At 41.1% G+C, this 18,736-nt stretch carries 17 protein-coding genes; 10 read left to right on the plus strand and 7 right to left on the minus strand.

Going from position 1 to position 18,736, the window contains the following annotated elements; genetic code table 11:
• Positions 1 to 10 precede the first annotated feature (10 nt).
• Positions 11 to 949, minus strand: coding sequence for a LysR family transcriptional regulator (locus tag HII32_RS03545; RefSeq protein ID WP_172188361.1), 939 nt, complete (start codon positions 947 to 949; stop codon positions 11 to 13).
• Between the two features lie 303 nt (positions 950 to 1,252).
• On the opposite strand from HII32_RS03545, the gene rpsN reads away from it, so the two are divergent.
• From rpsN to HII32_RS03560, 3 genes are all read left to right on the plus strand, one after another.
• Positions 1,253 to 1,522, plus strand: a complete 270-nt coding sequence (rpsN, locus tag HII32_RS03550) for a 30S ribosomal protein S14 (RefSeq protein WP_172188783.1) — start codon at positions 1,253 to 1,255, stop codon at positions 1,520 to 1,522.
• Between the two features lie 289 nt (positions 1,523 to 1,811).
• Positions 1,812 to 2,300, plus strand: a complete 489-nt coding sequence (gene argR / locus HII32_RS03555) for an arginine repressor (protein ID WP_172188363.1) — start codon at positions 1,812 to 1,814, stop codon at positions 2,298 to 2,300.
• 116 nt (positions 2,301 to 2,416) lie between these two features.
• A complete protein-coding gene (locus HII32_RS03560) occupies positions 2,417 to 2,992 on the plus strand; it encodes a methylated-DNA--[protein]-cysteine S-methyltransferase (RefSeq protein WP_172188365.1) in 576 nt (191 codons plus the stop codon).
• Here the strand turns inward: HII32_RS03560 and HII32_RS03565 are convergent.
• A complete protein-coding gene (locus HII32_RS03565) occupies positions 2,964 to 3,821 on the minus strand; it encodes an SAM-dependent methyltransferase (RefSeq protein WP_172188367.1) in 858 nt (285 codons plus the stop codon). The genes HII32_RS03560 and HII32_RS03565 overlap by 29 nt on opposite strands.
• 2 nt (positions 3,822 to 3,823) lie before the next feature.
• A complete protein-coding gene (locus HII32_RS03570; RefSeq protein ID WP_172188369.1) occupies positions 3,824 to 4,252 on the minus strand; it encodes a helix-turn-helix domain-containing protein in 429 nt (142 codons plus the stop codon).
• 144 nt (positions 4,253 to 4,396) lie between these two features.
• On the opposite strand from HII32_RS03570, the gene HII32_RS03575 reads away from it, so the two are divergent.
• Positions 4,397 to 5,344 carry an alpha/beta hydrolase gene (locus tag HII32_RS03575; protein WP_172188371.1) on the plus strand — a complete coding sequence of 316 codons (948 nt, stop codon included), beginning with the start codon at positions 4,397 to 4,399 and terminating at the stop codon, positions 5,342 to 5,344.
• A gap of 107 nt (positions 5,345 to 5,451) precedes the next feature.
• On the plus strand, positions 5,452 to 7,065 hold the full coding sequence (gene rny, locus HII32_RS03580; protein WP_172188373.1) for a ribonuclease Y: 1,614 nt from the start codon (positions 5,452 to 5,454) through the stop codon (positions 7,063 to 7,065).
• Between the two features lie 266 nt (positions 7,066 to 7,331).
• On the opposite strand, the gene HII32_RS03585 is transcribed toward rny, so the two are convergent.
• On the minus strand, positions 7,332 to 8,621 hold the full coding sequence (locus tag HII32_RS03585) for an adenylosuccinate synthase (RefSeq protein WP_172188375.1): 1,290 nt from the start codon (positions 8,619 to 8,621) through the stop codon (positions 7,332 to 7,334).
• 172 nt (positions 8,622 to 8,793) lie between these two features.
• Between HII32_RS03585 and purB the strand changes: the two genes are divergently transcribed.
• Complete coding sequence (purB, locus tag HII32_RS03590) at positions 8,794 to 10,092, plus strand: adenylosuccinate lyase (RefSeq protein WP_172188377.1); 1,299 nt, start codon at positions 8,794 to 8,796, stop codon at positions 10,090 to 10,092.
• A gap of 37 nt (positions 10,093 to 10,129) precedes the next feature.
• On the opposite strand, the gene HII32_RS03595 is transcribed toward purB, so the two are convergent.
• Positions 10,130 to 11,701 carry a bifunctional metallophosphatase/5'-nucleotidase gene (locus HII32_RS03595; protein WP_172188379.1) on the minus strand — a complete coding sequence of 524 codons (1,572 nt, stop codon included), beginning with the start codon at positions 11,699 to 11,701 and terminating at the stop codon, positions 10,130 to 10,132.
• A 138-nt stretch (positions 11,702 to 11,839) separates the two neighbouring features.
• Positions 11,840 to 13,885, minus strand: a complete 2,046-nt coding sequence (locus tag HII32_RS03600; protein ID WP_172188381.1) for a cation:proton antiporter — start codon at positions 13,883 to 13,885, stop codon at positions 11,840 to 11,842.
• 226 nt (positions 13,886 to 14,111) lie between these two features.
• On the opposite strand from HII32_RS03600, the gene spx reads away from it, so the two are divergent.
• Positions 14,112 to 14,507: a transcriptional regulator Spx gene (gene spx, locus HII32_RS03605; RefSeq protein WP_172188383.1), complete on the plus strand. Its 396-nt coding sequence runs from the start codon at positions 14,112 to 14,114 to the stop codon at positions 14,505 to 14,507.
• 176 nt (positions 14,508 to 14,683) lie between these two features.
• The gene (locus tag HII32_RS03610; RefSeq protein WP_246224809.1) at positions 14,684 to 15,499 is read left to right on the plus strand and encodes a Cof-type HAD-IIB family hydrolase; all 816 of its coding nucleotides are present in this window, start codon (positions 14,684 to 14,686) and stop codon (positions 15,497 to 15,499) included.
• Positions 15,500 to 15,572: 73 nt separating this feature from the next.
• Here the strand turns inward: HII32_RS03610 and HII32_RS03615 are convergent, their stop codons facing one another.
• Positions 15,573 to 16,532 (minus strand): nucleoside hydrolase, encoded by a 960-nt coding sequence (locus HII32_RS03615; RefSeq protein WP_172188385.1) that lies wholly within the window; start codon positions 16,530 to 16,532, stop codon positions 15,573 to 15,575.
• Positions 16,533 to 16,673: 141 nt separating this feature from the next.
• Between HII32_RS03615 and HII32_RS03620 the strand changes: the two genes are divergently transcribed.
• Positions 16,674 to 17,741, plus strand: a complete 1,068-nt coding sequence (locus tag HII32_RS03620; protein ID WP_172188387.1) for a PrsW family intramembrane metalloprotease — start codon at positions 16,674 to 16,676, stop codon at positions 17,739 to 17,741.
• A gap of 1 nt (position 17,742) precedes the next feature.
• Positions 17,743 to 18,735, plus strand: coding sequence for an NAD(P)/FAD-dependent oxidoreductase (locus tag HII32_RS03625; protein ID WP_172188389.1), 993 nt, complete (start codon positions 17,743 to 17,745; stop codon positions 18,733 to 18,735).
• The last annotated feature ends 1 nt before the right edge of the window (position 18,736 follow it).

The following is an 18,736-nucleotide window of genomic DNA, read 5'->3' on the forward strand; positions in this document are numbered from 1 at the left end:
TTTTGTGGTGCTATTTATTTTCGTTACCATGAACTTCATTAACTACGTTGGTAACAATATCAACTAAATCATTAACTGGTTCAGAGTTTTGCTTGGTTTTGATGTATGAAACCCCGAAGTTAGAAGTGAAGACATCTTCAGGAATTTCGATGAAGTTTAAGTCTTCTTTAGCTTCGTCACTAAGTTTATCTTCTTCAATCAAATGTTTTGGTGTAATGACGGCACCTAATTGATTTTCAGAAAGGGTAGTCGCCAAATGAATGTCTGGAACTTCTACGTTGTATTCAACTGAAATTCCTTGATCATTCAAGAAGTTGTTTACCATGCGTTGGTAATTGCTGTCATGTGGTGTACCGATGAAAGCTTCACCAGAAAGTTGGGAAACCTTAGCGGCACTGTAATCAGCCCAGAGCTTACCACGTTCATACAACTTAGAGTAACGTGGTACGATCAATACCAATGGGAAATTCATAATAGGAATGTATTCCACTTTATGGTTACGTAATGGTTGACCCATGAAGAAGTCAAGTGAACCAGATAATAACCGGTTTTCGGCATCCCGACTGGTCATTTTAAGCAGTTGGGCGTGAATCTTAGGGTACTTGTTATAAAATTGGGTCAAAACAGGGTTGAAGATGCTGTTATCAAGCACTTCATTAGAAGCAATCGTTAAATGACCGTATTTAAATTCTGACAAATGAGTCATTTCGCGATCAAGACTAGAACGGAGTCGATTTTCTTCTTGTAAATAGCTGAGTAATCTTTCGCCCGCATACGTTAACTGGATTGGATGAGATGAACGATCAATTAAACGAACGCCGAATTGAGTTTCAGCATTTTTAATTACCCGACTAATATATGGTTGGGTAACGAATAAAATTTCGGCCGCTTTAGACATGTTACCTTGAGCCTTAATTTCTTCAAGGAACGATAGTAATTTTCGATTCATATGGGCATAATCTCCTTAGTATAAGTTAGATTGGGTTGGCTAACGAACTATGAGTGGTTTGGTACTTTGATCAAATTGTCATAATCGTTCCTTAGTTATGGTTATGATACGCAAACCTTAATAACAAAACACTTTGAATTATATCAAGATAATCCCTACTCGTAAACTATATATACCAATTGACACAAAGTCGTAAAATAACTCACAAAAATTGACATTTTTTGTAAGTGTGGTATTCTTCTAAATGGTAATTATTACTTTTTAAAAGAACAACTACAATATATTTTGAAAGAAGGGTTTATTATCGCAAAAAAATCAAAGATTGAAAAGGAACGTAAGATTGAACGAACTGTTCAAAAGTACGCTGCTTTGCGGGCGGAACTAAAGGCTAATCACGATTATGAAGGTCTTAGCCGCTTACCTAAGAATGCTTCACCGGTTAGAATGCACCGTCGTGACAGTTTAGATGGTCGTCCACGGGGATTCATGCGTAAATTCGAGTTATCTAGAATTAATTTTAGAAAACTTGCACATGAAGGCCAACTACCAGGTGTTAAAAAAGCTAGTTGGTAGCAATGACTATAAGGGTTATCTTAAAGGTTGGGAATTAAATTCCCAACCTTTTTTCACAATCTAAGTACAATTTTAAGAATTGTAATTATAAATTATTGTTACTAATTATGTAGCTAATTTATAATTTAGGTTAGTTAAATATTTATGGACTATTGTTTTTTATTTAACCACTCATTCATACCAACATTATTGTTATTATTACACAGATTAGTGTATGATTAATGAATAATATTCATTTTTTTAGTTAAATATAGAATGATTAAACATTTAGTCAAAAGTAGGAGTTTATATGAAAAAAGAAACTCGTCAAGCTCGCATTGAGCAAATTATTAACCAAGAGGCCATCACCACTCAAGAAGAATTAATGGAAAAACTGAAACAAAATGGCATCGATGTTGCACAAGCGACTCTGTCTCGGGATATTCGAGAAATGAAAATCGTGAAACAACCAGATAGCTTTGGTAACTCCCGGTATATGATTTTTAAAACGGGTAATAAAAATGAAGTAGAACGGTTGGAGAGAATGATCAATAGTACTGTGACTGACGTTACGCAGGTGCAATTCGTGAACGTTATTCACACGTTACCCAGTTACGCGAACGTTTTAGCAGCGATTATTGATGATTTAAAACTAGAAATGGTAACTGGCACCATTGCCGGTCATGACACGATTGTGACGTTTAGTGCTTCTGAAGCGTTAGCACAGGAACTTAAGGAGTTTTTTGATAAGTTTGCTAACCCCGAATTAGCTAGTCAAATCCATGATACAAGTGAATAATTTCCAAACGCTGCGGAAACTACCGGAGCGTTTTTTTGGTTAACTAAGGTGCTAAATAAATGGTCGTTACCAAAAGATGTTACAATGTTAGTATTAAATATTGGAGATTTTTATAAATGAAACAAATTTATTGGGATGCCGTGGAAATTAGTAATCACAAATTCTTTTTCACAATGACCCAAGACGGGGTGAACTTTGTCTCGAGTCCAGAAAGTTATTTGTCTGAAATTTTTGATTTTTATCCGGATGACCACTTTAACTATCAATTTAAACATGATGAAACAGTTACTGCTGATGTGAAACGCCAATTTGAACATTACTTAACTGGCAAGCGAGAAACTTTTGATGTTAAGCTAGATTTGACGGTGGGCACAGCTTTTCAACATGAAATTTGGCAGGTGGTTAGCAAGATTCCGTACGGAACTACCATGACTTATGCCGAGGTGGCTAAAAAAGTCAACCGGCCTCGAGCTGCCCGAGCCGTAGGACACGCCTTAGCGTTAAATCCAGTATTGATACTGATCCCGTGTCATCGGGTGATTTTAAGCAACGGTGATCTGGGACGTTATCGAGGGGGCACTGACAGCAAAAAGGAATTATTGCGAATTGAAAAAAGTGTGGTCGCAAAAAAAGCAACTACCAAAAAATTGGTGTTGCCCAGAATTAGTCAATTAGGTAAATCTGATCTTTAATTAAATCGAATGGTTGGTGGTGCCGATTCAACTTAGCAGTGGCCTCTGGTTCAATATAATGAGCCATTTCCCAGAACTGCTTGGAATTGGTAGCACCATTTTTTTCGCCTAAAACGATTAACTTTAATGGTCGAGCTGATTGGCGCAGCGTTGCTAGAATTTCTTGATCAATCGGTAAACCGTCCGGGGACCAACTCATGATTACGTAGTCCACTTGATCTTGGTATTTTTGAATAGCAGCGATAGCATCCAGTTTTTCAACGTCGGTGACTTGGTGTTTCCCGGTTTGATTTTCAGTGGTCCAAGCTAAGCTATCAGTGGTGTAGACGGTTTTATGCAGGTCTTTGAGGCCTTTAGAAATATAGCCGTTGCCAGCCATTACTTCTAACACCGCGCTGTCGCCCACGTAACCAGCGATGTCAGCTACTAGTGGTGCTGATATGTAGGCCCACATACCGTATTGTTCTTCTAAGTAATCCCGAAAGCCCCGTAAATCAGCGTCTAGCTGAGGTAAAGCTGCTACCAATTGATTCCATTTTTGGTCGCCCGCGGTATCTCCCGGTGCAAATTGCTGATTTATTTTTTGGAAAATCTGATCTTGAATATCATCTGGTAACAAAAGATATGGTAAATCTTGAGGGAGCAAGCTTTGTTTAATTAAGCGATCGCTTTGCAAAACATGGTTAATCAAAAATTTGACGGTGGGATAATCACTAAATAACTCACCGTAAGCTTGCATCCGACTAATATAAGGAGCGGTAGCCACCGGAGCTGAATGGGTGATTTTTTTATTTTTTAGTAGCTTTTTTCTTTGTTTATTAGAAACCATTCCTAGTCCTTTCCATCCCGGTTATTTAAGCCTAAATCAAGTTGTACATCCCGGTTACGCTTGGTAGCGTGGCGTTGAGTTTTACCGTGCATGTAGCCTTCGATTAGTTGATAAATTTCGTAGCGGTCCTGGCTGGTTAGCATTTCTTGGTTAAATAACAGTTCTTTATCAGAAATAAAGAGGCGTCCTAAATCTACCTGGCTGTTATCAGCCAAGCCGGTTAAATAATCCATTGAAACTCGGAAAAAACGAGCGAGTTTTTGAACCTCTAAATACGAAGGGGTTCGCACGCCCCGTTCCCAGTTTCCGATTTGAGAGGCCGTATTTTCGTGTTCTTCATCCGTGGGGAATTGGACGTTTAATGCATCGGCTAATTGTGCTAGTGTAATGTTTTGGCCTTTTCGTAAGGCACGAAGTCGTTCGGGAAACATTTAATCACCTTCCTAACAAGTATCATTATACTTCATTTGCGCCAATTGGGCACCGTTAGAATGGTTGCGCTGCTGGCAGGGGGAGCATATAATTTGCTTAATTGACGAAAATTATTTGTTTTTAAGAAATGAGAGGTCCCTGTGATGAAGAAAAAAACCAAATATTGGTTAATTGGTGTGGGTTGCTTGGGTGGTCTACTGGCAGTGCTGGCTTTGGGGGCCGGTTGGTATTTCTTTAAGGTAGCGGTCGTGCCTAGCCCCAAGTCCTTTTTGTCCAAACAGGAACGAGTTACTAAGGCCAGTTCCTTATATCCGGCACAGAAATGGTATGACCATGCTGATAAACAACCGTGGCAACAACAAGCGGCGGGAGCTGACCTCACGTTAGTGGCTAACTACATTCCGGCCACTCAAAAGACCGTCAAAACAGCGGTCGTGGCTCACGGCTTTATGGGTAATAAGGACCAAATGTATCAATATGCCTACATGTTTCATAACTTAGGTTACAATGTGTTGGTGCCAGATGATCGTGCTCATGGTGATAGTCAAGGCGACTACATTGGCTACGGTTGGCCAGATCGGCGTGATTACGTGAAGTGGATCAAAAAAGTCGTAGCTAAAAATGGACCAGATTCACAAATTGTGATGTTTGGGACCAGTATGGGTGGGGCTACGACAATGATGGTTAGTGGCGAAGCAGATGTTCCTAAGCAAGTCAAAGCTTACATAGAAGATTGTGGTTACACCAGTGTTTATGATGAAATCTCCTACCAAGCGAAGTCCATGTATCATTTGCCTAAATGGCCAATGGTTCCTATCGTTAGCTTAATTACTAAGTTGAAGGCGGGGTATAGCTTTCAACAGGCTAGCTCGCTAAAGCAGGTACAAAAAAATCATCGACCAATGCTATTTATTCATGGTAGTAACGATAAATTTGTTCCTACCAGCATGGTTTACCCACTGTATCATGCTGATCATGGCCCTAAAGAGTTATTTATCATGAAAGGGGCGGCGCATGCCCGCTCCTATGAGAAAAATCCGGCATTGTATACAGCTAAAGTGCAGAAATTTTTAGCGAAATATGTAAACTAAGTTCGCGAACCCGCTAACTTTCGGTATAATAGGAAGTAGCGGCATTTATTGTCGCGTCAAATAAAATTTTAATATTGAAACCAGATAATAATTAAAGGAGGTTAAGAATGCCAACGGAACTAATTGTCATATTGTTGATTGCGATTGTTTTAGTAGTAATCAGTGGAATTACGGGCTATAAGTTGCAAGAAAAAAAGCACCAAACTGAATTAGATCAAGCTAATCAGCAAGCGCAAAAGATATTGCAACAAGGTAGCCAAACGGCTCACCAGCAGGCCCAAAGTATCCAGCAAAAAACTAACCGTCAAACCGATAGCTACAAGTTGTCGATGACAGAAGAACTTGATAGTTACGAAGCGGATAATCAAACTCGAGCTAATCGGGTGGAACAACATCAAAAAATGTTGGATAGCACGCGCGTTCATTTGAACGAAGTGGCTGATCGTTTGGGTCAATTAAATCATGAATTAAGTCAAACTAAAGCGCAAATCAAACAGGATCGAGATGCCGGCAATCAATTACTCGACACCCGGGTGAATATGATGGCACAAACGGCGGGGATGAGTGTTACAGATGCCCAAAACCAAATTTTGACACAATTAAGTGAAGACCTAGAACAAGAACGAGAAGTGGAATTACGTTTCCGGCGTGAAGATGACGAGGGTAATGTCAATAAAGCTGCTAAAGCGATGGCGACCGATTTAATTCAACGGGGACCGGTAGATTTTCCTAGAGAACACTTAGAGCATTCAGTGATTATTGCCGATGCGGATAGTCGGCGTAAATTAATGGATCGTGATGAACAGGTGCTGCGTTATTTGGAAACTTTGACCGGGACGAGCTTAATCTTTGCCCCTGCTAACGAAACTGAACTTCAAATCGTAACTGGAGATCCATTACGACGAGAAATTGCCCGTTTAGCCATTACTAACTTGGCAGTAGAACACCAGTGGGGACCACTAGCCGTGGAAAAACACGTCAATGATGCCAGAAGTGAAGTGCTTAACGATCTACGTCGCACCGGTGAAGATGTGGTGGCCAAGTTACGGGTGGGGTGGATGCATCCTGATTTGATTAAAATTTTAGGCCGCTTAAAGTTTCGAACTAGTTATGGTCAAAACGTGTTGTATCATTCGGTAGAAGTGGCTCAAATGGCTGGTAGTATTGCCGCTGAATTGGGCCTTGATGCCCGTTTAGCTAGACGAGCTGGTTTATTACATGATATCGGTAAAGCAATTGATCATGATATCGACGGCACGCACGTTGAATTAGGGGTTCAACTAGCTGAATTATACGATGAAGATCAACAAATTATTAATGCAATTGCGGCCCATCACGGTGATGTGGACGCAACGTCGCCATATGCCGCATTGGTAGAAGCCGGTGATTCCGTTTCGGGTGGCCGACCAGGTGCTCGAAGCGAATCGGTAGAAGATTACGTTAATCGGCTTAGAAGTCTTGAAAAAATTGCTGATCAACATGATGGCGTTAAGGAAAGTTATGCTATTCAAGCGGGTCGAGAAATCCGAATTATTGTGGATCCGCATGCGGTGAATGATGAGCAAGTGGATGCGTTGACGAAAGACGTTAAGGACCAGATTGAAACGGAATTAACGTATCCGGGTAAGATTAAAGTGACGACTATTCGTGATTTTAGGGCGACTGCGTATGTGGGAGCGGACCGGAATAAGAACAAGAGTAAGAAGAAAAAAAGGGCTTAATTCAGAGTGCAACAGGCCTCGGTAAAAAATTGAGTACTAAAGCTAAAAACCACCAATAGTTCGGTCTTTGACCGCTATTGGTGGTTTTTGATTTAAACGGATATTTTTGAGGCCTGTCGCACGTTTTCGATAAGTATACGATCTTTTTTAGTTAGATGAAAGGGATGCTGATGAGAGCACGTTTTAACTATATGTTGGTAATCACAATTCAAACAATAAAAAGACGTTCCGCTATCCTTTTCGATAGTTAGAACGTCTTTTTATTTTTACCAAATCTTTTGCATTTGCACAGTTTGACTACGATCAGGTCCAATTGAAAAAGCAGCAATAGGAGTATCGGTTAATTCAGCAATTCGTTTCAAGTAGTTTTGCGCATTAACTGGCAGTTGGTCAAAGCCAGCTACACCAGTGATGTCTTCGTCCCAACCAGGTAATTCTTCATAAACTGGTGTTACTTGGCTTAGTAGTTCGTCATCGGCGGGATAATAATCGATAACTTCAGTGCCAACTTGATAACCGACACAGATTTTAAGGGTTTTAAAACCGCTCATTACATCCATGCAGTTAATCACTAACCCGGTGAACCCGTTGATTTGCGTTACATATTTCATTAATACGGCATCAAACCAACCAATTCGCCGTGGACGATGAGTTACGGTTCCGTATTCGTGAGCGATATCTCTAATGGTATCACCGATTTCGTTGATTTGTTCGGTAGGAAACGGACCATCACCAACGCGAGAAACGTAAGCCTTGGCTACCCCTAAAACATGGTTGATCTTAGTAGGACCTAAGCCAGTGCCGGTACAAGCGCCACCAGCCGTTGGATTGGCTGAAGTTACAAATGGATAGGTTCCGTGATCGATATCTAACATGGCACCCTGTGAACCTTCAAATAAAACGTGTTGAGCGGCATCAACCGCTTGATTAATTAAGGTGCTAGTATCTTTAATTTGCGATTTTAATTGTTGTCCCATGGCGTAGTAGGTCTCAGTTAATTCATCTAGGGATGGGAGTTGTTCGTAAAGTTCGGCGGATAAGACCCGTTGCTTTTGGATTAAATTAAAAGCTAATTTCTTCTTTAAGCCGGCCTTATCTAATAAATCAATCATCCGAATCCCGATTCGTTGCATCTTATCCATGTAAGTAGGACCGATGCCTTTATTAGTAGTCCCGATTTTTTCACCGGATTGAGCCCGGTCTAATTCTTGTTGTTGGTCTTGTAAGATATGATATGGAAAAATGACGTGTGCCCGTTGCGAAATCACGAGGTGGTCAGTGGTAATGCCAGCGTCGTTTAACTCCTTCATTTCGGCTAATAAAACTGTGGGGTTAACCACCGTTCCGTTAGCAATTACACATTGTGCGTTTGGATTTAAGATTCCTGATGGAATTAAGCGCAAGGCGATTTTACGGTCGCCAGCAACGATAGAATGACCAGCGTTGTCGCCACCTGAATAACGGACGGTCAGTTGAGCATCTTGACTAAGTAAATCAATGATCTTGCCCTTTCCTTCGTCGCCCCATTGGCTCCCAATTACAATTGCAGTTGTCATAATTTCCTACCTCCAAGTTTGATTACGAGAGCATCATAGCATATTCGTTCAACATAAATCAAGACAAAACCGAATGATTATAAAACTACTAAAAGTAAAAGTTCGTGTTTTCAAAATGGATAAAATTTGGTATGCTATTGATATAATCTTTAAAATCAAGGGAGAAACTAACATGATTGAACGGTACGCACGACCAGAAATGCAAGCAATTTGGAGTCGGGAAAATCAATTCGATAGTTGGCTAAAAGTTGAAGTAGCAGTTGATAAGGCTTGGGCTGACTTGGGTGAAATTCCAGCAGCTGATTATCAAAAAATTGCTGCTAATGCGAACTTTGATTTAGATCGTATCGATGAATTAGAAGCCCAAACGCATCATGACGTGATTGCCTTCACTCGGGCAGTTTCCGAAAGTTTGGGAGCAGAACGTAAGTGGGTTCACTACGGCTTGACTAGTACCGACGTAGTGGATACCGCTCAATCACTAAGAATTAAGGCCGCTAATGAAATTATTGAAGCTGATTTAGTGGAATTTGCCACTACCTTGAAGAACTTGGCCGTCCAATATAAAGACTTAGTGGTTATCGGTCGAACTCACGGTATTCACGCTGAACCCACTACGCTAGGCTTGAAATTTTTGCGCTGGTACGCTGAAGCTAACCGGAACTTGGAACGGTTCCGCCATGCCAGAAAAGAAATCGAAGTAGGCAAGATTAGTGGGGCCGTGGGGACGTTTGCGAACGTACCACTAGCCGTTGAAGAATCAGTTTGTGAAACCCTAGGGCTAGGCGTGCAACCGATTTCGACGCAAATCTTGCCACGGGATTTACACGCCCAATACCTCAGTAGTCTTGCTTTGATCGCTGCCATGGTGGAAGAAATAGCCACCGAGATTCGCAGTCTACAACGCACCGAAATCAACGAAGTACGCGAAGGATTTGCCAAGGGCCAAAAGGGTTCTTCGGCCATGCCCCATAAGCGTAATCCGATCAGTTCGGAAAACGTTTCGGGACTAGCCCGGGTGATTAGAGGAGAGATGGTGACGGCCTTTGAAGACATCAACTTATGGCACGAACGCGATATCTCTCACTCATCAGCCGAACGAGTGATTTTACCAGATAGTACCGAAGCCACTGATTACATTTTGCACCGCATGAACCGGGTCTTGAACAATCTGGTGGTTAATGAAGCTGAAATTCAAAAGAACTTGGAACTCAACCACGGCCTCATCTTCTCTCAACACGTGATGCTAGCTTTAATTGAAGCGGGCTGGTCTCGTGAAAAGGCCTACGATACCATTCAACCAATTACGATGGCGGTCTGGCAAACCGGTCAACCGTTCAAGCAAATGTTGTTACAAGACCCGGCCGTTAGGGCGACGTTAACAACCACTGAAATTGAACAATTATTTGATATTAAATACCACTTACGCAACGTCGATAATATCTATCGCCGCTTAGGGGTCATTGAATAATAAAAAAGATGCTGGCCATAATAGGTCAACATCTTTTTTAATTGCACTGTGGTTTATTCACTACTTGGAAATTATGATTGTTTTTGGCCACCACCACCGGATGATTTTCTAAATATTCAAAAATTAATTGACTCATAGTGGTGTTGTTTCGGCGAATGATTTTACTTTCATCAAACATCGGGTAATGACCGCCACCAGTAGCACGGTACTTGTTTAAGGCCACGTCTAAGATTTGCTCATCATGTAAGTCATGACCGTGGTACTTAAGCTTAGTGACCCGTTGTCCAATCGGATTAGCAATATTTAGTTCGTAATCGATGCCTTCATACATATCGTAATTGTAGAAGCGGTGTTTCGGAAACAAGAAGCGGGGATTAACGACGATGTCATTGGTTTTTTCGTTAATGGCAAAGTAGCGGGCCGAGACTTCCAACGCAGCCCGTAAGTCAGCGCCAGTAATGCGCACGACTGCTAGGGTATTCGGGTAAACGTAGTTAGTGATGATGTTTCTCATCGTAATGGGATTTTCAAAACCATGGGCTTCGTTATTGTAAAGCGCGGTGGCCGAAATGTCGGTTCCCATAGTGGCCATTTGCACGGTTTGAATGAATTCGGTAAAGGCAGTTTCTTCCAGGCGGGCTTGAGCTGCGTTAGCAAACGTTAAGTCACCCTTAATGTGAGAGAGAGGTTGATCTAACCATTTTTCTAGCGGTTTTTCTAAGGGAGCCAAGGTGGCCACAATTTGGGAATCTTCTGTCGCCGGCGCACAAGACATTAAGTTTGGTGTACCAGTAAAGACCCGTTTAGTTTTGTCATCGATATCGAGGGTGATTTTGCCGACAAATTCACCGCGGTGACCGGGTTGAACTAGTGGCACGCCAAATAAATGATTGGCTAATTTACGGTGTTGGTGCCCGGAAATGAGCGCATCAATGCCCGGAACTTGTTCTAAGAGGGCGTAACCTTCGTTTTCCCCGGGTGTGATGTCGGTCCAAGTACCGCTTAAATCTCGTTCAAAGCCACCGTGATAAGCTACGACCACTACGTCAGCGTACTTTTGTAAGAAGGGCACGTACTTTTTGGCAACGGCAACGGCCGATTCGAGATGAAAATCATTAAGTTGATTGATGTTTTTCCATTTGCGCGCACTGGTGGTAGTTAGCCCCAAGATACCGATTTTTAAGCCGGCTTTATTAATGATAGTGTAGGGTTTTCCTAATAATGGCACGCCTTGACTATCAACGACGTTAGCGCACAAGAATTTGCGGTCGGACTGGTTTATACAATAGTGAAGGTAATCCAGCCCGTAGTCGAACTCATGATTGCCAATGGTGCCGATATCGTAATCCACTGCGTTATAACATTCAGTATAGGCCTGGCGCTGTTTCGCGTTAGCCTTGGTCGCAGTAAAATAAGCGAGGGGTGAACCTTCTAAAAAATCACCATTTTCAATAGTTAAGGTGATTTCGTCGGGATGGTCTTGTTTGTATTTTTTAATGACTGCAGCGGCTTTTTCTAACCCATATGGTTTATCGTCAGCAATGTCGACAAAGTTAGTGGGTGGAATAAAACCATGGGTGTCACTGGTCGCTAGAATGGTTAATTTCATATACTCACCTGAATTATGTTTAATGATTAAATTATAAGCAACTTGGCCATTAAGTGCAATCCGTGGCTATATAAATTGTCGGGTGGGGTGCATTTGGGCCACAAAAAATCTCTAAGCCAAGGGCTTAGAGGTAATGAGTTAGTCACTAATGGATTGCATATATACCAATTGATCAGAAGAGATGCTTTGGTTTAATTCGTCGGCTTGTTGCTTCGAAATTTTATGCTGACCATATAGGTTAGCGACGTAAGAATATTCACTTTGTAGGGCTTGAATGAACAATTTGGTTCGTTGATCGTTATTAGCAACGGAGTTAGTAATGCGGTTGTGGCGAACGTTGTAGAAACGTCTTACATAAGCTACCGCAGCGGCATTTTGCTTAGTACTAATTTCATCTAAGTAGTTAATAACGTTTTTAAAGATAGCATTTTCGGCGGTGGCCAGTTGTTGAGTCATGGTTTGGATTTTTTGTTGACCATCATCGCTTTGAACAAATTGTTGGAAGTTTTTCTTTTTTTCACGGAAATGTCGGCGTTGCTTGCGGTTAGCTGGTGAATAACGCCGCCATAAGAAGCGGAAGTAATTGGAAAAACTACGTTGGGTCATGCGAGAATCTCGTGAAGCGGTAATGTTGGCGACTCGTCCGGTAATTTGGTTCGTATCTGATAAATTATTTAACGTATCCTGCGCTACTTTGACCGTTTGCTTTAAGATTTTATTGACCTCGGCGCGATCAGCTTGCTGGTTCTTTTGGGTTACTAAAGTATCGATAACGTAATCACGATCAACGAGTGGGGCGGTGGAATTATTTTTCAGTTGATTGACACTGTAATCCACCATTTCGGCCCGGTATTGCGCGATGGTTTCTTTATCGACCTTGGCGACGGCCGGTAAAATTTGCGGCAAGATGAGAGATGGGGCCAACAAACTCAATAAAATAACGACAGCGGCTAGGAAAATGATGTCATTTCTAAATGGAAAGGCCACCCCATCCACGGCTAACGGAATTGACAGTGCCATAGAAAGGGTAATGGTGCCATGAATACCACTAACAGCGATGATAAATGCATCTTTGACCGATGAAGGTTGGTGGCGTTGTCGGCGCTGTTGATGAGGGTTGCTGGCTAATTTTTTTTGCAACGAGTTAGATTGTGGCGAATCGTCTTCTGGCATTAATTGAGCCCAGCCTAAACGGGCCCAAATGAAACGACAAACAAACATAACTAGGTAAATCCCAACGCCAAGTAGGGCCAGTCCACTGATACGTTGCCAAGAATAACCAGACATTTGACTTAAAACGGTGGGCAAAGTAACCCCCATTAATACGAACACGAATCCGTTTAAAAGGTTAATGATAATTTGCCAGGTAGCTGAAGCAACAATTTGAACGTTGGTAGAAGTTAACTTGAGCCGATTTTGCGAAATACCGAACACAATCCCGGCAGCCACGGCAGCTAAGATACCCGAACTGCCCATGATTTCAGCAATTAAATAAATGGCGAAGGGCGTCATAATACTAAATGGAACGACAACACTGGTAGTATCCATTGATTGACTGATGAACCAGCTTTGAATATGAGTGAATAAAAATCCAAAAACCAAGCCAATTAATAAACCGCCTAAAAAACTGACCGCAAAATTTTTGATACCATTGGCAATCGAAAAATTACCGGTAGTAAAAGCAACTAATGCCAGATTAAAAATCACAATGCCGGAAGCATCGTTGAATAAAGATTCATTCTCTAAGGCGGCATCTAAATGGTCAGGCACCTGTAAACCGCTGGTAATAGAGGACAAAGCGACCGAATCTGTTGGCGTAATAATGGCAGCTAAAGCAAAGGCTAGCGCTAATGGTAAGGCAGTATAGATTTGTTTAGTGAACAAACCGACTCCGATAGCTGTGACCAGTGCCAAGAAAACGGACAGAGAAATGATTTGACCTACTGAACGCGATAGGCGTTTCAAGTTGGTTTGCTGACCGTCATTAAATAGTAGTGGCGCAATGATGACCAGCATAAACATTTCTGGATACAACGTGTAATGATGAAAAATTGGTAACAGTGACAGTAATAAGCCACTGCCGATTTGATAAAAAGCTAATGGCACTACAGGCCACTCGGTATAAACGATGTTGGCGATTACGGCGGCAACCACCAACAAAGCGATGGAATAAAAGATTTCCATTATGTAAACTCCTTGTTTGGATATTGTTCATTTTCATTATAGAGATGCCGATTACAGAAAACAAATGTTTTATACTAATGTTCCTATAAAAATAATTTATGGTGTTGACAATGTGAATGGCTATGATAAGATAAAAATGTGGAGAATAATTGTGTAAATATTCATAGGGGAAGATTATTTTTTACAATCTTATTATTTTGAGTTCGTGATAAGGGGGAGATTTTGTATGTTAAACTTATATGTAGCACCAAGTAGCGCATCAAGTCGTAAAGCACGAGCATGGCTCAAGGAACACAATATTGCGTTCAAGGAACGAAATATTAATTCTAAGCCACTCAATAGTGATGAGGTCAAAGATATCTTGCGACTTACTGAAAATGGTAGTGAAGATATCATCTCAACGCGCTCTAATATTTTCAAGAAGTTGAATTTGGATATGGAAAACTTGTCAATTTCTCAATTAATTGACCTAGTGGTGAAGTATCCTGATCTTATCAAACGGCCAATTTTGTTTGATGATCATCGACTTGAAGTCGGCTTTAACGAAGAAGAAATTCGTCGTTTCTTACCTCGCGAAGTGCGAGAAGCCGAATTGAAAGCTTTAGAAGCAAAAATCAGTTAATTATAATCAACCGATTACTAACTTAGTTGGTAATCGGTTGATTTTTTTTATTAAAAATTGGTTCCCACCATTTCAGAAAGGTGTATTATCTAAAGTGTCTAATCAAAGTGATAGTCGTCACAAAGTATTATAGTCCTTTATCACCTTGATTAGTAATACTAGGAGGAGAAATATTAATGAGTGAAATTAAAATGATTGCCCTAGATCTTGATGGCACGTTGCTAACTAGCCAAAAGACCATTAGTCCAGCTACTGAAACTATTTTAAAACAATTACATAATGATGGCATCAAGGTGGTCTTGTGTACCGGTCGCCCAATTAATGCTATTTGGCGTTTCATCGAACAATTGGGGTTAACAGGCCCAGAAGATTACACCATTACTTTTAACGGAGCTTTAGTGGTAGAAAACGATAATAAATCAGAACTCTTTAAACAAGGATTAAATAAGCATGATTTTGATCGTCTTCATGCCTTTGCTAGAAGGGTTCATGCCCCACTAGACTTATTAGATTTTGAACGGGCTTATCCATTGACGGATTTGAAACCTTCTAATTACCAAAATCAATTTAAACCTGGGGTTTTGAATTTTGAACCGGAAAACTACGCTAACATTAGTAATGAAGACGTCTTTCCTAAAGCGGTAATGTGTGATTCTAAGGAATTGTTGGATGAATACTTAGCTCAATTACCAGCAGAAGCCAACAAGCATTACCATATTGTTCGGTCACAACCCATTATTACCGAATTCTTGGCGTTAGACATGGACAAAAAAGTGGGCTTGAGTCATTTGTTAAATCACTTTGGCTGGGATTTCAGTAACCTAATGACCTTTGGTGATGCTGAAAATGACCTTGGTATGATTGAATCCGCTGGTACGGGAGTAGTGATGACTAACGGTCAAGAACCAGTGAAGGCAGCCGCTAATGCATTAACGCAATTTGATAATGATCATGATGGGGTGGCCCATTATTTGGAAGAATACTTTAGTTAAAAATAAAAATGACCTCCTTTAGGAGGTCATTTTTTAGGTTAAGTTCAAAGTTTAAATGCTGGAAGTCACCCTGTTAGTTATTTTCAAACAAGGTCGTCAATAACTTCATAAAGGTGTCCAAATAAGCATCTACATTCGCATTTACTGCAACCTTAACGTTAGTGTCGGGTTCAGACAAGCGAGCGGGATCTCCAACAGTTCGACCATAATATTTTTCATCGGTCGTAACGTACATATTAAGATCAATCGTTGAAACGAATGAAGGATCGATTGCGACCCCAACCGCAAATGGGTCGTGTAAAGCACAACCATGAAGATCTGGACTGGTAACTTCATAGGCTTTGATATAGTAATCAACGATATCAGCAAAAGCCTGACCAGATTTAGTGCCTAAATCGCGCCATTGCTTAGTTTCATTTCTAGTTAATAGGGTTCTTAAAGTAACGTCTAAACCAACCATAGTTAAGTGTAGTGGACTAGTAAAGACATTATTAGCAGCACTAGCATCTTGATTAATGTTGGCTTCAGTTACTTGAGTAACGTTACCAGGAACGGTTAAAGCACCACCCATGATTGTAACGTTGCCAATTTCGGAAGTAATTTCTGGAGCTTTGTCGATGGCTGCGGAAAGATTGGTAAGGGGGCCAGTAGGTACTAAAATTAAGTCCTTACCGTATTGTTTAACGGAATCAATCAAGAAATCAATTGCGTCACCGGTTTCTGGTTTGCGAGTAGGTGCTGGTAGATCCACTTGACCAATCCCATTTTCACCGTGAATTTGAGCACTAATAGGCATCCGGTCAAAGTGGTCTGATTCAGAAGAATGTGGTAAACCAGTATAAACGGGAACATCAGTAGCACCAAGTAATTCCAAGATCTTTAGGGAATTAATGACACCATCTTCCACGTACACGTTACCATAAGAACCGATAATACCAATCAAATCAACTTCAGGGTTAGCAACCGCATAAGCGATGGCCATTGCGTCGTCGATTCCAGTATCTAAATCAAGAATCATTTTCTTTTGAGCCATTTTCAAACCTCCAAATGAAATTATTAAAGCGTGTGCTTATATCATAGCGTAAAAGCGCTTTATTCTCAAACCTAAAAGGGTTAATCAGTTGAAAGCGGCGAGGCAAAATCGGTATAATTAGGACTAGTTTAGGAGAAAAATATGAAAAATAAATTAAATGACCGCGGCCTTCACTGGTGGGATCTGGTATGGACCGGTGTGCGGCGTAATTATGATAATTTAGATGACGCCATTGCGCGCCGCTTAGAAGATACACCTGCCGATGATCAAGTAGAAATTCATTTATCCAAAATGTTTTCTAGTATTTTTAAACGGCATACCAAAAACGAAGCTGACCGAATTTTCATTGTCGGTACGGCTACCACTACTCCGGGTTTACGTAAGGTTTCCAGCCGACCGGTGAAACCATGGTTTTTTACCAGAGTATTTGCGGTGTTGGCCCTGAGTTTTACCATGTTAATGCTATTACTGTATTTTTTTGGTAGCGATAAGGCCATTCCGGGGATGATTTTTATCGGTTCGTTGGCGGTTCCGTTTTCGTTACTCATGATGTTTTTTGAAATTAACGTTTACCAAAATATTTCGATTTTACAGGTCTTACAGACCTTTTTAGTTGGAGGGATTTTATCGTTACTAGTGACGATGACCTTTTATACGATTTTGCCGATTCAGGCGATAGTTAGTATTGAAAATGCCCTGTTAGTGGGAGTGATAGAAGAAACCGCCAAATGTTTGGTGATTATTTTGTTTATTAATCGCTATAAGTTAAACTATATTTTTAATGGTATTCTAATTGGGGCAGCCGTTGGTGCTGGTTTCTCGGTGTTTGAGAGTTCCGGTTACGTTAGTGATTACGGCTTGGCTACCATTTATACGCGCAGCTTTCAATCCATTGGGACTCATACTATTTGGGCGGCTATTTTAGGTGGCGCCATTATTTTAGGCAAAGTGCGGCAACGACGCTTTAACGTGCACGATTTCTTTACTAAGCCCAAATTTTTTATCTTTTTATTAATCACGATTGGTTTACATACTTTATGGGATTGGGATATTCCCAACGGTACCTTGATGACATCGTTATTACAAGAATTACTGGTGATTATCATTGGTTGGTTTTTAATTTTTGTGTTAATTGATGCGGGGCTACGCGAAGTGCGAACCTTGCAAGGTCAATTAATTGTTAAGAAACGAAGAAAAAGGAGACACTAAATTGACGGATTATGATATTACGATTGTTGGTGGCGGTCCTAGTGGGATTTTTGCGACCTTTTTTGCTGGGTTACGCAACGCTAAGGTCCAACTGATTGAAAGCCTACCAGAATTAGGGGGCCAAGTGATGGCGCTTTATCCGGAAAAAACCATTTTAGACGTGCCCGGTTTTACTGGTATTAAGGGTCGAAACTTAGTTGAACACTTGGACCAACAGCTGGCTGAAATGGATGTCGACGTTAAGCTAGGAGAAACTGTCCAAAATGTAGCTCGTATTGACACGGACTTCAAGATTGTGACTAATAAAGGAATAACTACTAGTAAAACGGTGATTGTGGCTACGGGAGTCGGCGCCTTTACCCCTCGTAAACTAGCGGTGGATAATGCGACGGATTTTGAAGGCACGCATTTGTTTTATAGCGTTAAAGATCTGGAACATTTCCGTGATCGGGTAGTGTTAGTGGCTGGTGGTGGTGATGCCGCCATTGATGAAGCGCTATTGTTAGAAACGGTGGCGTCTAAAGTCTATTTGCTGCATCGTAGAGAGCAATTTCGGGCGTTAGAAAATACGGTTGATCGTTTATATGCCTCAAACATTGAATTAATCACACCCTATTTAATTCGTGCTTTGCAATTAACTCCAGCTGATCAGGTTCAGGTGACGGCGAAAAAAATGCGTACGGAAGCTGAAATGACCGACTTGGTAGTTGATGATATTGTGGTTAATTATGGTTTTAGTGCTGAGAACTCGGTCTTAGACGAGTGGACGGTTAAACCAACCGGACAACGGGGCCAAGTGGAAGCCCAATTGGCTGGGGTAACTGACGTGGCTGGCATGTTTGCGATTGGCGACGTTAGTACTTTTGCTGACAAGCAGGCCTTGATTGCTACTGGTTTTGGGGAAGCACCGCTAGCCGTTAATGCGGCGTTGAAATATATTGATCCCAATAATCGGGGCGGCATGCATAGTACATCACTAAAATTAAAGCATTAAA

Source organism: Lentilactobacillus kribbianus, from assembly GCF_013184075.1.
In the GTDB taxonomy this organism is placed as follows: Bacteria; Bacillota; Bacilli; order Lactobacillales; family Lactobacillaceae; genus Lentilactobacillus; species Lentilactobacillus kribbianus.